Here is a 13,367-nt window from a genome sequence, read left to right as displayed (position 1 = left end):
TCACGCCGGGCTGAGCTGCTGAGCGTAGAGGCGCGAGTAGGCGCCCCCGAGCGCGAGCAGTTCGGGATGCGTGCCCGACTCCACGATGCGCCCCTGATCGACCACGAAGATCACGTCGGCATCCACCACCGTGGAGAGCCGGTGCGCGATCGCGATCGTGGTGCGACCCGACGCCGCTTCGTCGAGAGCATCCTGCACCACGCGCTCCGAGATGGAGTCGAGGGCGCTCGTGGCCTCGTCGAGTATGAGCACGGCCGGATCCTTGAGCAGCACGCGCGCGATCGCGATGCGCTGCTTCTCGCCGCCCGAGAGCCGGTAGCCGCGCTCCCCCACCACCGTGCGGTAGCCGTCGGGAAAGCTCATGATGCGCTCGTGGATGTTGGCCCGCCGAGCCGCGTCGGCCAGCTCCGCCCCGGTGGCGTCGGGCTTGGCGTAGCGCAGGTTCTCCTCGATCGTGGCGTGGAAGAGGTAGGTCTCCTGGCTCACGATGCCGAGGCGTGCGATGAGCGACTCCTGCGTGACCGAGCGCACGTCGCGCCCGTCCACGAGCACACGCCCCGAGGTGGCCTCGTAGAGCCGCGGCACGAGGTACGACACCGTGGTCTTGCCGGCACCCGAGGGCCCCACGAACGCCGCGAACTGCCCGGGCTCGATCGTGAACGAGACACCGTCGAGCGTGGGGTTGGATGCCTCGCCGTCCGGATACACGAACCCCACGTCGTCGAACGACACCCGGCCGGCCGCCGCGGATGCCGGCAGCGCCACCGCATCCGCCCGGTCGGTGATGGCGGGCTTGAGGTCGAGGTACTCGAAGATGCGAGCGAAGAGCGCCCCCGAGGTCTGCAGGTCGAGCCCCACGCGCATGAGGCCGAGCAGCGGCCACATGAGCCGCGCCTGCACGGTCGTGAACGCCACGATGGTGCCCGCCGTCACGTCGACGCCGCCCGCGATGAGGTAGCCGGCCGCGAGGTAGACCACGGCGGGCACGATCGAGAGCACGATCTGCACGATGGCGAAGAACCACTGCCCGCTCATCTGCTGGCGCACCTGCAGGCCGATCTGGTTGTCGTTCTCGGCCGAGTAGCGCGCCACCTCGGTGGACTGCCTGTTGAAGCTCTTGGCCAGCAGGATGCCCGAGACGCTCAGGGTCTCCTGCGTGATGGCCGTCATGTCCGAGAGCGACTCCTGGGTCTGGCCTGCGATGCGCGCGCGCACCTGGCCCACCCTGCGCTGCACCGATACCAGCAGGGGCATGAGGATGACGGCCACGATCGTGAGCTGCCAGCTCAGCAGCAGCATCGCCACGAGCGCCGCGATCACAGTGACCGTGTTGCCGAGCACGCTCGACACCGTGTTGGTGAGCACGTTGGCCACACCGCCCACGTCGTTCTGCAGCCGCGACTGGATGACACCCGTCTTGGTGCGCGTGAAGAACGCGAGCTCCATGCGCTGCAGGTGCGAGAAGAGGCGGATGCGCAGATCGCCCATCACCCGATTGCCCACCGTGGCGGTGAGGTAGGTCTGCCACACACCCAGCGCCGCCGACACGATCCAGATGAGCACCATGAGGCCCACGAGCTCGAGCAGCACGGGGATGTTCGGCGACCCGCCCGCGGGGAACAGACCGAGGTCGAAGGCCTGCTGGGTGAGAAGAGGCGGGATCACGGTGAGCGCGGCCCCGAAGAGCACGAGCACGGCCGTGAGCACGAGCGCGGGCTTGTACGGCACGAACAGCCCGCTGATGCGGCGCAGCAGGTGCGGGATCTTGGGGGCGTCGGCGTTGACCGCCTTCTGCCTGTCGGCGTCGCTCGACGACACGCGGCTGCGGCCGCCGGGGTGGCCACCCCCACCGGAGGCCGCCGCTGCGCTCATCCGGCCGCCGCCCATTCCACTCATGCGCTCACCATACGCCGCACCACCGACCCCGCCGTCGGGTTACTCCCACGGCGGAATCGGTGGTGCGGAACAGGGCGCGTCAGCCCTTCGTGGAGCCCGCCAGCAGACCCCGCACGAAGAACCGCTGCAGCGCGAAGAACACGATCAGCGGCACCACGATGGCCACGAACGCGCCCGCCGTGAGCAGGTACCAGTCCTGGCCGCGCGATCCGGTGATCTCCGCCAGCAGCTTGGTGATCGGCGCCACCGCCCCATCGGCGAAGATGAGGGCCACCAACAGGTCGTTCCACACCCAGAGGAACTGGAAGATGGCGAACGACGCGAGCGCCGGCATCGTGAGCGGCAGGATGATGCGGAAGAAGATCTGCCCGTGGCCTGCGCCGTCGACCCGAGCGGCCTCGATGACCTCGCGCGGGATCTCCGACACGAAGTTGTGCAGCAGGAAGATCGCGAGCGGCAGCGCGAAGATCGTGTGCGCGATCCACACCTGCGAGAAGGTGCCGTTCGACGGGATCCCCGAGAAGATCCAGTCGTCGCCCACCGCGACACCGCGCGAGAAGAGCGAGAGCAGCGGAACGAGCGCCATCTGGATCGGCACGATCTGCAGCGCGAAGACGCCGATGAAGAGCCAGTCCTTGCCCTTGAAGTCGATCCACGCGAAGGCGTACGCCGCGAGCGCCGCGATGCACAGCGGGATGAGCGTGGCGGGGATGGTGATGGCGATCGAGTTCACGAACGACGAGGCGATCGTGACGGACGAGTTGCCCGACTGCAGCACCTCGGCGTAGTTGTCGAGCGTGAAGCTCGGGTTGGAGAAGGTCGTCCACCAGCCCGTGGTCTGGATGTCGTTGCGGTCGCGGAACGACGAGATCAGCAGGCCGAAGGTCGGGATGGTCCAGACCACGGCGATGATGAGGGCGGCGATCGTGGCACCGCGGCTCGTGAGCCGTCGCTTGGTGCGCTTCGCGGTGGTCTCACCGCGCTCGAGGGACTTCTCGCCTCGGCGGAGCTGATCCTCCGTCGACTTGTCGACCGGCAGGTCGATCGGCTGCACGGCGCTCATCGGATCTCCCTCTGCTTCTTGATCTGTCTGGCGTTGTAGATGACGATCGGCATCACCAGGATGAACAGGATCACGGCGAATGCGGCCGACCGGCCGTACTCGAAGTTCTTGAACTGCGTGTACATCTCGTTCGCGAGCACGCTCGTCTCGTTCGCGCCCGCCGTCATGGTGCGCACGATGTCGAAGACCTTGAGCGAGGCGATCGAGATGGTGGTGACCACCACCACGAGCGACGAGCGGATGCCCGGCACCGTCACGTTGGTGAACCGCTGCCAGGCGTTCGTGCCGTCGAGCTCGGCGGCCTCGAGCTGCTCGGCGGGCACACCCTTGATGGCGGCCGAGAGGATGACCATGGCGAAACCGGTCTGGATCCAGATGAGCACGATGATGAGGAAGAAGGTGTTCCAGGGCGAGCCGGAGAGCCACTGCTGCGGCTCCCCTCCGAACCACACCACGAGCTGGTTGAGCAGACCGATCTGGTTCTGGTCCTCGGGGCGGTAGGTGTAGACGAAGCGCCAGATGATCGAGGCGCCCACGAACGAGATCGCCATAGGCATGAAGACGATGATCTTGAAGAACTTCTCGCCGCGGCTCTTGTCGATGAACACCGCGTAGGCGAGACCGAAGATGGTGGAGAGGGTCGGCACCACGAGCACCCAGATGATGGTGTTGAGGATGACCCGGAGGTTCTGCGGGTTGGTGAGCACCCAGGCGAAGTTGTCGAGCCCCACGAAGTTGCCACGGCTGGAGAACAGCGAATCGATGGCGGTCTTGACGGTGGGGTAGATGAGGCCGATGAGCAGCAGGATGACCGCGGGGGCCAGGAAGCCGAAGAGCTGGAAGAGGTAGCCCGCCCCTTGCTTGGAGCGCTTGTCGATCCAGAAGAACAGCAGGCCGAACGCGGCGGCGATGAGTGCCGCCCACCAGACCGACCCCACGAGCACGAGGACCAGGAACGGGGCGATCACGCACACGGCGAGACGGATGATCGTGTACTTGCGACCGGATCGCGGGGCGATCTCGATGAAGAACAGGATCAGCGCCACGACCGCCGCGAAGGCGAGGACGACGATGGGGATCTGGGCTAGCGGCGGGAGACCCCCCACCCAGAGCAGGAACTCTGACATGACAACCTTTCGAGTGCGACTCTGGACTCAAGACAGGCTCGGCGCGGGTACGCCGTGCTGACACGGTACACGACGGGCGTCGCGGCCCGGGGTGCGAGGAGGCCGCCCGGGTGCGCCGGGCGGCCTCGTTGCGGGTGGTGGACCTACTCGGTCGGCCAGCCGCCCTCGATCGAGGTGAGCACCTGATCCTGCGGGGTGCCGTTGATCCAGTCGACCATGCCCTTCCAGAAGGTACCGGCGCCGACGGCACCTGGCATCAGGTCGGAGGCGTCGAACCGGAACGTGGTGTCAGGGTCCTGCAGGATCTCGATGGCCTGCTGCAGGATGGGGCTCTGCGCGTTGGCCGGGTCGAGACCCGTGTTGGCCGAGATGACTCCACCGAGGGAGACGCGGCTGTTGGCCCACTCGGGGCTGGAGAGGTACTCCTGCACCTTGACGGTGTCGGCGTCGTCGGTGAAGGCACCGACGATCTCGCCACCACCGGTGACGGCGGTCTCACCCTCGGTGACCGCGGGGGTCACGAAGGCCCAGATGTCGGCGTCGGGGCCGACCTCGGCGCCGGCGTCGGTGAGGAAGCCGTCGAAGAAGGATGCCTGGTGCGTGAGCGAGCAGGTGCCCTGCGCCATGCCGGTCGCGACGTCACCGAACTCGGTGCTGTTGATCGACTTGACGTCGCCGTAGCCGGCGTTCACGTAGTTCGGGTCGAGCAGGATCTCGCCGACAGCGGTGAACGCGTCTGCGATCTGCGGGTCGGTGAAGGGGATCTCGTTCGTGACCCACTGGTCGTAGACGTCGGGGCCCGCCTGGCGGAGCACGAGGTCCTCGACCCAGTCCGTTCCCGGCCAACCGGTGGCGTCGCCCGAGCCGAAGCCGGCGCACCAGGGCTGGGTGCCGAGGGTGGTCTGCATGGTCGCGGTCAGGTCGAGCATCTCCTGGTAGGTCGCAGGGACCTCCCAGCCGTTGTCGGCGAACTGCTTGGGCGAGTACCAGACGAAGCCCTTGACGCTGGCCATGAGGGGCGCGCCGTAGAACGTGTCATCGACGGTGCCGTAGGCCTTCCAGTCCTCTGACCAGTACTCGTCGACGTTGGACTCGACGCCCTCGGGGGCCGGCTTGATGAAGTCGCGCGACGCGAGGTCGGCCAGGAGGCCGGGCTGCGGGAAGATCGCGAGGTCGGGCGGGTTGCCGCCCTGGGCCCGGATGCCGATCTGGGATTCGAACTCCTTCGACGACTCGTACTGGATGTCGATGCCGTTCTCGTCTTCCCAGTCGGCCCAGGACTGCTCGAGCAGCTCGGCCTCGGTGTCGGCGATGGTTCCGTAGACGGTGACGACGCCATCGGCTTCAGCAGAGGCGCCGGCTCCTCCGCCCGCGCCTCCCGAGCAACCGACGAGTGCGAGTCCGAGCCCGGTCGCGACGGCGATGGGGGCTGTGACACGGCGGTGCAGGATAGACCGCATTTCTCCTCCTCATTGAGTGTGTGCGCCCCCGTTGTGGTGCCTTGGGGGGCGTGGATAGGGAAACCTTTCCATAAGTTTCGGCATTCCACAACCTTCCGTGAGCGGTCGGAGAGAAGTAACGATTTGGTTGCAGAGAGCGCTCTCACGAGGGCGACTCCGGACATCCCCGGAACGGCGGGGCTCGCGGGTGTTCCAGCGGAGGCGCTAGGATTCTGGAAGCGTTTGCAGAAGACGATGACGAGGGGGTCGCCGTGTCGGGTATCGAAGACGTGGCGAACCTCGCCGGGGTCTCGAAGGCCACCGTCTCGCGCGCACTGAGCGGCAGGGGCTATGTCTCGGCCGCCACGAGGTCACGGGTCTCCGAGGCGGCGTCGACTCTCGGCTACGTCGTCTCGTCGAGCGCCTCGAGCCTCGTCACCGGTCGCAGCAACAACGTGGGTGTCATCCTGCCCCGCATCAACCAGTGGTTCTTCGCGAGCATCGTCGAGGGCGTGGAGCGGGCGCTGCTCGATCGCGGTTACGACCTCATGCTCTACAACGTCTCCAAGACGGTGGAGGAGCGCTCGAAGGTGTTCGAGTACTTCCTCGTGCGCAAGCGCGTCGACGCGGTCATCGCGGTGACCCTCGAGATCACGCCGGAGGAGACCGAGCGGCTCGTGGGGCTCGGCAAGCCGATCGTCGGTATCGGCGGTCCTCTAGGCGTCGTGCCGACCCTCAGCATCGACGATATCGCGGCCGCGCGGCTCGCCACCGAGCACCTCCTGCTCCTCGGCCACCGCGACATCGTCCATGTGGGCGGCGACGTCGACGAGCTGATGGACTTCCACGTGCATTCGAAGCGACTCACGGGCTTCTTCGAGGCGCTCACCGACGCGGGGGTCGCGCACGACACCGAGTCGTTCATCTCCACGCGCTTCGACATCCCGGGTGGCTATCGCGCGGGCAAGCAGCTGCTCGGTGATCCGCGGCGCCGCCCCACCGCCGTCTTCGCCGCGGCCGACGAGGTGGCGATCGGCATCATCCTCGCCGCGCGCGAGCTCGGAATCTCGGTGCCGGACGATCTGTCGGTCATCGGCATCGACAACCATCCGCTCTCGGAGATGTTCGGCCTCAGCACCGTGGAGCAGCGGCCCGATCTGCAGGGCGAGCAGGCGGTCGACTGGGTCATCCGCCAGCTCGAGCAGCCGGGCTGGAAGCCACCGGCCAACCACACCTTCGTGCCCACCCGGCTCGTGATGCGCTCCTCGACGGCCCCGCCCCGCCCGCGCGCCTCCTGAGCGCCCGCACTACCCGTCGACCACACCACCCGCTTAACGGCAGAAGCCCCGGGCCGCAACCCGGGGCACCACCACCCGCTTAACGGCAGAAGCCCCGGGCCGTGGCCCGGGGCTTCTGAAGAAGTAGCAGAGACTACTTGAGGGTGACGGTAGCGCCGACCTCTTCGAGCTGAGCCTTGGCCTTCTCGGCGGCCTCCTTGGTGACGCCCTCGAGGACGGCCTTGGGGGCGCCATCGACGACCGCCTTCGCCTCACCGAGGCCGAGGCTGGTGAGGGCGCGCACCTCCTTGATGACCTGGATCTTCTTCTCGCCGGCAGCTTCGAGGATGACGTCGAAAGCGGTCTGCTCCTCGACCTCCTCAACAGCGGCGGCGGGGCCCGCGGCACCGGCGACGGCGACGGGAGCAGCAGCGGTGACCTCGAAGGTCTCCTCGAATGCCTTGACGAACTCGCTCAGCTCGATGAGCGTGAGCTCCTTGAAAGCCTCGAGCAGTTCCTCGGTGGAAAGCTTTGCCATGTTGTTCTCCTTGATTGGGTAGTTAGTTCAACCGCGATCCTGGGCGTGAGCCTAGGAAGCGGACTCCTGCTTCTCACGCAGCGCATCGACCGTGCGAACGGCCTTCGACAGCGGGGCGTTGAAGAGATATGCGGCACCGAACAGCGAAGCCTTGAAGGCACCGGCGAGCTTCGCCAGGAGGACTTCACGGGATTCGAGGTCGGCGAGCTTGGTGACCTCGGCGGCGGTCAGAGGGTTACCGTCGAAGTAACCGCCCTTCACGACCAGCAGAGGGTTTGCCTTGGCAAAGTCACGCAGCGACTTGGCGACGGCCACGGGGTCACCGTGGACGAAGGCGATCGCGGACGGCCCGACGAGCTCGTCGTCGAACGACGAGATGCCGGCGTTGTTCGCCGCGATCTTGGTCAGCGTGTTCTTTACCACGGCGTATGACGCGTGCTCACGGATGTTGCCACGCAGCTGCTTGAGCTGGGCGACCGTGAGTCCGCGATACTCGGTCAGCAGTACGGCGGTCGAGCTCTGGAAGAGTTCCGTGAGCTCGGCTACCGAGGCTTCCTTGTTCGCCATGGCGCTCCTAGTAATCGATAGTGTCGGCCGGGACGACCACCGTGGAGACGCATGAAAAAAAGCTCCGGCGCAGGAGGCCGGAGCTTGGGATCGCACTCGCGTGCGGAACGTTGCTTCGTACACCTGCGCTGGTCTTCGCTCACGCGAATCTTCGATCGATCTGTCTCGTCTGCACGAGCACACCGATAACCGGCGGTCTTTGGCCTCGTTCAGAGTAGACGACGGCCGCCGGAGATGCAAATGCACCCGGAGACGACGAAAGGCCGACGAGAACGGATCTCGTCGGCCTCTCGGAGGTCGGTCCCTCGACGGGGGCTCAGCTCTCGCCGGCCTCCCACGCTGCGAGCCGGGCGATCTCGGTGTCACTGACATCGAGCTCGACCTCGGCGAAGCGCTGGCGGAGCAGAGCCGCCAGGTCAGCACCGGAGGCGCCAGGCGCATCGGCCTTGACCTGGGCGAGGATGCCCTCGGCCTTCTGCGTCAGCGACGCTTCGTCACTGCCGGCCATGATGGGCTCGCTCTGCTCGTTCGGGGTCGCATCGGTCATGACCGAAGCCTAACCCGGCGGGGCTGGGAGCCCCGTGCGCCAGGTCAGACGCGCTTGTTGCCCGAGATCATCCGCACGAGGAAGACGATCACGGCGAGGACCAGCAGGATGAGGCCGACCCAGAGCAGGAAGTTCAGCGACGAGACGAAGCCGCCGGTGAAGAGAAGGACGATCGCGATGACGGCGACGATGATGAGCAGAATGTTCATGGTGAGATCTCACCCTTTCGGTGTTCGGGTTGTTCTCCCTCGGCCGAACATGGCCGTGGGCCCGACGATACCCCCGAACGGGGGGATCGCGCCTCCCCTTCCCGGCTCAGGCCTTGAGGGGTACACTCACCGCGAAAACGGTGCGGCCGCCCTCGCTCCGCGCGGTCACGTCGCCGCCGTGCGCATCCACGACGGCCTTCACGATGGCGAGTCCCAGCCCTGTGCTGCCGGCGTGCCGCGACCGCGATCCGTCGCCGCGCACGAAGCGCTCGAAGAGGGTGGGCAGCAGCTCGGGATCGATGCCGGGACCGTCGTCGGCGATCTCGACGATCGCCACCCCGGCCCCCTCCGCATCCGCCCCCACCCGTACCGACGCCACCACGGTGGTGCCGGCCGGCGTGTGCACACGGGCGTTGGCGAGCAGGTTGGCGAACACCTGGTGCAGGCGCTGCGCGTCTCCCGTGACCACCACGGGCTCCTCGGGCAGATCGAGCTCCCAGATGTGCTCGGGGCCGGCCACGTGGGCGTCGCTCACCACGTCGACCAGCACGAGCGAGACGTCCACGTCGTCGCGGGCGAGCTCGGGCTTGGAGTCGAGACGGGCGAGCAGCAGCAGGTCCTCCACGAGGGTCGTCATCCTCGTGGCCTCGGACTCGATGCGGCCGAGCGAGTGCGCCACGTCGGGGGGCAGGTCGTCGACCGTGCGGCGGGTGAGCTCGGCGTAGCCCCGGATCGAGGCGAGCGGTGTACGCAGCTCGTGGCTCGCATCCGCCACGAACTGGCGCACCTTTTTCTCGCTGCGCTGCCGGGAGGTGAGGGCCGAGGCCACGTGCTCGAGCATGCGGTTGAAGGCGAGCCCCACGCGACCCACCTCGGACTTCGGATCGGTGTCGGCCGCGGGCACGCGCTCGGCGAGCGCCACGTCGCCGCGGTCGAGGGGCAGCTCGGCCACGCGGGTCGCCGTGGCGGTCACCCGGTCGAGCGGGCGCAGCGCGAGCCGGATGAGGAGGAGCGCCGCGACGCCCGCCACCACCATGGCGATGGCGGTGATGGCCGCGATCACGATGATCTGCCGGGAGAGGGTGCTGGTCACGTCGTCGAGCGGGAGGCCCGTGACCACGAGGTCGCCGGCGGTCGTGATGACCTGGGTGTCGATGCGGTACGACCCGAGGTCGCCCACCGAGATGGACGTCGGATCGGCCGTGGCGGTCACCACGTCGAGGGTGGCCAGCTGATCCTCGGTGAGGGCTTGTGACTGGCCGTACTCGTCGAGCACGTACCCCAGCACGGCCTCGCCGTCCGAGAGGACCGCGACCATGGTTCCCGAGGCCTGGCCCAGCGAGAGCTCGGGCCGCGGGCCCTGCCCCGGATTCTGCAGCGACATGATCGTGCGGTTCGAGGCCTCCCGCACCTGGGCGTCGAGCTGGTTGAGCAGGAAGCTGTTGAGCGCGAGGGTGCTCACCACCCCGATCAGGATGCCGGCCAGAGCGATGAGGCCGAGCACGCTCAGGATCAGCGTGCGGCGCAGAGTCACAGCGCGGGCTTCAGCATGTATCCGGCCCCGCGGACCGTGTGGATCATGGGAGTGCGCCCGGCGTCGATCTTCTTGCGCAGGTAGGAGATGTAGATCTCCACCACGCTCGACTTGCCGCCGAAGTCGTAGCTCCACACCCGGTCGAGGATCTGCGCCTTGCTGAGCACGCGGCGCGGGTTGCGCATGAGGAAGCGGAGCAGCTCGAACTCGGTGGCGGTCAGCTCGATGGGGTCGCCGTTGCGGAACACCTCGTGGCTGTCCTCGTCGAGCTCCAGGTCGCCGACGGTCACCACGGGGTCGTCGGCGTCGGCCACCACGAGGGTGCTGCGGCGGATGAGGCCGCGGAGCCTCGCCACGAGCTCCTCGAGGCTGAACGGCTTGGTCACGTAGTCGTCGCCGCCCGCGGTGAGCCCGGCGATGCGGTCGTCGAGCGCATCCTTGGCGGTGAGGAAGAGCACGGGGGTCTCCTGGCCGTCGTTGCGGAGGCGCTGCAGCACCTGGAGCCCGTCGATGTCGGGGAGCATCACGTCGAGCACCACCACGTCCGGTCGGAACTCCCGGGCGAGCGCGATGGCCTGGCGGCCCTCGCTCGCGGTCTTCACCTCCCAGCCCTCGTAGCGGAGGGCCATGGAGAGGAGGTCGGTGAGGGTGTTCTCGTCGTCGACGACGAGAGCGCGCACGGGTGAACCGTCGGCGCGGCGAAGGCGGGGCTGCTTGGCAGCGGAGCTGCCGTCGCGGCCGGAGATGAGGGAGGCGTCGATGGTCACATCTCCAGTATCGGCAGTCGGCTATGAGGAGTCTATGAAGATACGATGCTGTGTCTGAGAATGTCGCAGCCGCCCGCATCCGTCGGGTGAGCGACAATGGTGGGGTGACCTCTCTCATGCTCTCCTTCCCCTGGGAAGAGGAGGAGGTCGCTCCCCCGCCGCCACCGCCGCACCTCAGCCGCGTGGTGGCCGCCTCGACCGATCGGATCGCCTGGCTGCGCGCCCGCAGCCGCGGGGTCACGGCCACGGATGCGGCCCGGCTCGCGAGCGATCGCGCCATCGCGTCGGTGGCCTGGGAGAAGCTCAACGGCAGCGGGTTCGGCGGCAACGCCTTCACCGACCACGGCCGGGCTCGCGAGCCCGCCATCGCGGCCTGGGTGAGGAGCGAGTACGAGATCGTGCCGAGCGTCTCGCTCTTCCACGCCGCTCGCGAGAAGCGCCACCTCGCCACGCCCGACGGCATCCGCGTGGCCCCCGACGGCACGGTGGAGCTCGCCGAGATCAAGACCACGTCGAAGCCCTGGAAGAGCATCCCGCGCAGCTACCTGCGGCAGGTGTGGTGGCAGCAGTATGTGCTGGGGGCCGAGCGCACCCTCGTGGTGTGGGAGCAGCACATCGACTTCGTGCCGCTCGCCGAGGCGCCGCGATGCGAGTGGGTGTCGCGCGACGAGTCGGAGATCGAGCTGCTCGTGCGGCGGGCCGACGAACTGCTGGCGTGGATGCGCGGGGAGCGGGGGCGACCGTGACGGTGACGCGCGTCGTCGCTGCTTTCGCGGGCACGGGCTCGGGCTGGGATCGTGCGTCGGGGTGCACAGCGTGACGGTCGTGCTGCTGCACGGGCTCGGCGGCTCACGCGACGACGCGCTCGCGATGTTCGCGCCCATCGTGCCTGCGACGGCGCACCTCGTGGCTCCGGATGCTCGCGCGCATGGCGCGGACCTCGCGCCCGCCTCGGCGTCGGAGCTGACTCTCGAGGCGATGGCCTCCTCCCTCGCCGCTGAGGTGCTCGCCGCGCAGGAGGCGTCCGGTGTCGCCGGGTCGCCCGTCACGCTGATCGGCATCTCGATGGGGGCGGCCCTCGCGCTGCGTCTCGCGCTCACCGAGGCGCTGCCGATCGAGCGCGTGGTGTTCGTGCGTCCGGCCTTCACCGACGAGTCGCTGCCGGAGAACCTGCGCGCCTTCCCGGTGATCGGGGAGCTGCTGGCCGATCTCGGTGCGGTCGAGGGCGAACGCGCTTTCGTCGACACAGCGCTCTACGCCGCGGTGCGTGAGGAGTCGGAGCTGGGGGCGGAGGGGCTGCTCGCGCAGTTCCGGAGCCCTGCCGCCGCCCAGCGGGCGTCGCGGCTCATCGAGATCCCGCGATCCCCCGGCTTCACTTCCGCCGACGATCTCGGAGGCCTGGATCTGCCCCTGGCGATCGTGTGGGCGCCGCGCGACCCCGTGCATCCGGTGCCCGTGGCCGAGCTGTGGATGGACGAGCTGCCCGACGCGGTGAGCGTGCCGCTGCCGGCGCGCGACGACGACTACTCGGCGTACGTGGAGGCCACGCACGCCGGGGTGGCCTCGTTCGTCGGCTGGGACTGAGCCGCGGCGCTCTGCTCGTCGCCGAGGTCGGGGCCATCCGGATCCCTGAGGTCGCCGCCATCCGATTCCCGCGGTTCGCTGCCATCACGGCGCGCTCGGAGCTCTGAGATCGCGAGCACCACGGCCAGCACGGCGAGCCAGAGGAGCGCGATGGTCGTGGCGACGAGTTCGAGGATGCCGCCGAACTGGGTGCCGAAGCGCAGCAGCGAGAGCAGGCCGCCCGCACCCGCGATCACGGCCACCGCGATCGCCGAGACGGCCGAGTAGCGGCCGAGCCCGCGGAACCGGCGGTCGACCGAGACCTGCAGCATCACCACGGCCGCTCCCGCGAAGCCGATCACCGCGCAGACGGTGTGCACGAGATCCTGCCAGGTGAAGGCGGGGCCCACCGGCAGCGGGCAGCCGTAGGTGCAGGTCACCTGCGAGGCGATGCCGAACGCCACCGCGGCGCCACCGAGCACCACGGCGGGCGGTGCCACGGCGAGCCAGCGCACGCGCGGCTCGAGTCGCGGGGCGCACACCGCCACGAGGGCGGCGGAGCCGGCGACGAGCGTCATGGCCCAGCGGAAGACCTCGGCGGTGGGCTCCCCGGTGGCTCCGAGCTCGCTCACGTAGAGGTAGCGATCGGCCGAGAGCCGAGCGATCCAGATGAGGGTGAGACCCGTGAGGGTGGCCGCGGCCGCCAGCAGCAGGCCCACGGGGCGGAGGGCGGCGACGAGGGCGGGCATGACGGATCTCCTGGCGTGCGGGTCACTGAATGCTACGCGGCGTGAGGGAGTTTGCACCACAGTGATGTGACCGTAACACCGGCGAATCATT

14 protein-coding genes are annotated in these 13,367 nt (G+C 68.4%); 3 read left to right on the top strand and 11 right to left on the bottom strand.

Annotation, left to right across the window (positions count from 1 at the left end; translation table 11 throughout):
* The 4 genes from ACEXQC_RS11425 to ACEXQC_RS11410 all read right to left on the bottom strand — a co-directional run bounded on the left by ACEXQC_RS11425 (position 1) and on the right by ACEXQC_RS11410 (position 5,546).
* On the bottom strand, positions 1-1,887 hold the full coding sequence (locus ACEXQC_RS11425) for an ABC transporter ATP-binding protein (protein WP_374822067.1): 1,887 nt from the start codon (positions 1,885-1,887) through the stop codon (positions 1-3).
* 88 nt (positions 1,888-1,975) lie between these two features.
* Complete coding sequence (locus ACEXQC_RS11420; RefSeq protein ID WP_374821913.1) at positions 1,976-2,959, bottom strand: carbohydrate ABC transporter permease; 984 nt, start codon at positions 2,957-2,959, stop codon at positions 1,976-1,978.
* Positions 2,956-4,086, bottom strand: coding sequence for a carbohydrate ABC transporter permease (locus ACEXQC_RS11415; protein WP_374821910.1), 1,131 nt, complete (start codon positions 4,084-4,086; stop codon positions 2,956-2,958). The genes ACEXQC_RS11420 and ACEXQC_RS11415 overlap by 4 nt, the downstream gene beginning before the upstream one ends.
* Positions 4,087-4,229: 143 nt before the next feature.
* Positions 4,230-5,546, bottom strand: coding sequence for an ABC transporter substrate-binding protein (locus ACEXQC_RS11410; RefSeq protein ID WP_374821907.1), 1,317 nt, complete (start codon positions 5,544-5,546; stop codon positions 4,230-4,232).
* Positions 5,547-5,797: 251 nt separating this feature from the next.
* Between ACEXQC_RS11410 and ACEXQC_RS11405 the strand changes: the two genes are divergently transcribed.
* Positions 5,798-6,823 carry a LacI family DNA-binding transcriptional regulator gene (locus tag ACEXQC_RS11405; RefSeq protein ID WP_374821904.1) on the top strand — a complete coding sequence of 342 codons (1,026 nt, stop codon included), beginning with the start codon at positions 5,798-5,800 and terminating at the stop codon, positions 6,821-6,823.
* A gap of 133 nt (positions 6,824-6,956) precedes the next feature.
* On the opposite strand, the gene rplL is transcribed toward ACEXQC_RS11405, so the two are convergent.
* The 6 genes from rplL to ACEXQC_RS11375 form a co-directional block, all read right to left on the bottom strand.
* Complete coding sequence (gene rplL, locus ACEXQC_RS11400; RefSeq protein ID WP_374821900.1) at positions 6,957-7,340, bottom strand: 50S ribosomal protein L7/L12; 384 nt, start codon at positions 7,338-7,340, stop codon at positions 6,957-6,959.
* Between the two features lie 51 nt (positions 7,341-7,391).
* Positions 7,392-7,907 (bottom strand): 50S ribosomal protein L10, encoded by a 516-nt coding sequence (gene rplJ, locus ACEXQC_RS11395; protein WP_374821897.1) that lies wholly within the window; start codon positions 7,905-7,907, stop codon positions 7,392-7,394.
* Between the two features lie 316 nt (positions 7,908-8,223).
* Positions 8,224-8,454 (bottom strand): hypothetical protein, encoded by a 231-nt coding sequence (locus tag ACEXQC_RS11390; protein WP_374821894.1) that lies wholly within the window; start codon positions 8,452-8,454, stop codon positions 8,224-8,226.
* A gap of 44 nt (positions 8,455-8,498) precedes the next feature.
* Complete coding sequence (locus tag ACEXQC_RS11385) at positions 8,499-8,663, bottom strand: hypothetical protein (protein ID WP_374821891.1); 165 nt, start codon at positions 8,661-8,663, stop codon at positions 8,499-8,501.
* Positions 8,664-8,769: 106 nt separating this feature from the next.
* The gene (locus tag ACEXQC_RS11380) at positions 8,770-10,197 is read right to left on the bottom strand and encodes a sensor histidine kinase (RefSeq protein WP_374821888.1); all 1,428 of its coding nucleotides are present in this window, start codon (positions 10,195-10,197) and stop codon (positions 8,770-8,772) included.
* Positions 10,194-10,958, bottom strand: coding sequence for a response regulator transcription factor (locus ACEXQC_RS11375; protein WP_510186166.1), 765 nt, complete (start codon positions 10,956-10,958; stop codon positions 10,194-10,196). Before ACEXQC_RS11375 ends, ACEXQC_RS11380 begins: the two co-directional genes overlap by 4 nt.
* 122 nt (positions 10,959-11,080) lie before the next feature.
* Between ACEXQC_RS11375 and ACEXQC_RS11370 the strand changes: the two genes are divergently transcribed.
* Positions 11,081-11,710, top strand: a complete 630-nt coding sequence (locus ACEXQC_RS11370) for a YqaJ viral recombinase family protein (protein ID WP_374822064.1) — start codon at positions 11,081-11,083, stop codon at positions 11,708-11,710.
* Between the two features lie 61 nt (positions 11,711-11,771).
* Complete coding sequence (locus tag ACEXQC_RS11365; RefSeq protein ID WP_374821882.1) at positions 11,772-12,548, top strand: alpha/beta fold hydrolase; 777 nt, start codon at positions 11,772-11,774, stop codon at positions 12,546-12,548.
* Here ACEXQC_RS11365 and ACEXQC_RS11360 read toward each other — a convergent pair.
* Positions 12,488-13,276: a DUF998 domain-containing protein gene (locus ACEXQC_RS11360; protein ID WP_374821880.1), complete on the bottom strand. Its 789-nt coding sequence runs from the start codon at positions 13,274-13,276 to the stop codon at positions 12,488-12,490. The two genes, ACEXQC_RS11365 and ACEXQC_RS11360, sit on opposite strands and share 61 nt — an antisense overlap.
* Between the last annotated feature and the right edge of the window lie 91 nt (positions 13,277-13,367).

Origin of the sequence: Herbiconiux liukaitaii (genome assembly GCF_041927495.1) — a bacterium.
In the GTDB taxonomy this organism is placed as follows: domain Bacteria; phylum Actinomycetota; class Actinomycetes; order Actinomycetales; family Microbacteriaceae; genus Herbiconiux; species Herbiconiux liukaitaii.
This window is presented reverse-complemented; position numbering and strand designations above follow the sequence as displayed.

Coding starts and splice junctions, on each gene's coding strand:
- ACEXQC_RS11425 (WP_374822067.1), bottom strand. CDS start 1,887: ATGGGCGGCGGCCGGATGAGCGCAGCGGCGGCCTCCGGTGGGGGTGGC.
- ACEXQC_RS11420 (WP_374821913.1), bottom strand. CDS start 2,959: ATGAGCGCCGTGCAGCCGATCGACCTGCCGGTCGACAAGTCGACGGAG.
- ACEXQC_RS11415 (WP_374821910.1), bottom strand. CDS start 4,086: ATGTCAGAGTTCCTGCTCTGGGTGGGGGGTCTCCCGCCGCTAGCCCAG.
- ACEXQC_RS11410 (WP_374821907.1), bottom strand. CDS start 5,546: ATGCGGTCTATCCTGCACCGCCGTGTCACAGCCCCCATCGCCGTCGCG.
- rplL (WP_374821900.1), bottom strand. CDS start 7,340: ATGGCAAAGCTTTCCACCGAGGAACTGCTCGAGGCTTTCAAGGAGCTC.
- rplJ (WP_374821897.1), bottom strand. CDS start 7,907: ATGGCGAACAAGGAAGCCTCGGTAGCCGAGCTCACGGAACTCTTCCAG.
- ACEXQC_RS11390 (WP_374821894.1), bottom strand. CDS start 8,454: ATGACCGATGCGACCCCGAACGAGCAGAGCGAGCCCATCATGGCCGGC.
- ACEXQC_RS11385 (WP_374821891.1), bottom strand. CDS start 8,663: ATGAACATTCTGCTCATCATCGTCGCCGTCATCGCGATCGTCCTTCTC.
- ACEXQC_RS11370 (WP_374822064.1), top strand. CDS start 11,081: ATGCTCTCCTTCCCCTGGGAAGAGGAGGAGGTCGCTCCCCCGCCGCCA.
- ACEXQC_RS11360 (WP_374821880.1), bottom strand. CDS start 13,276: ATGCCCGCCCTCGTCGCCGCCCTCCGCCCCGTGGGCCTGCTGCTGGCG.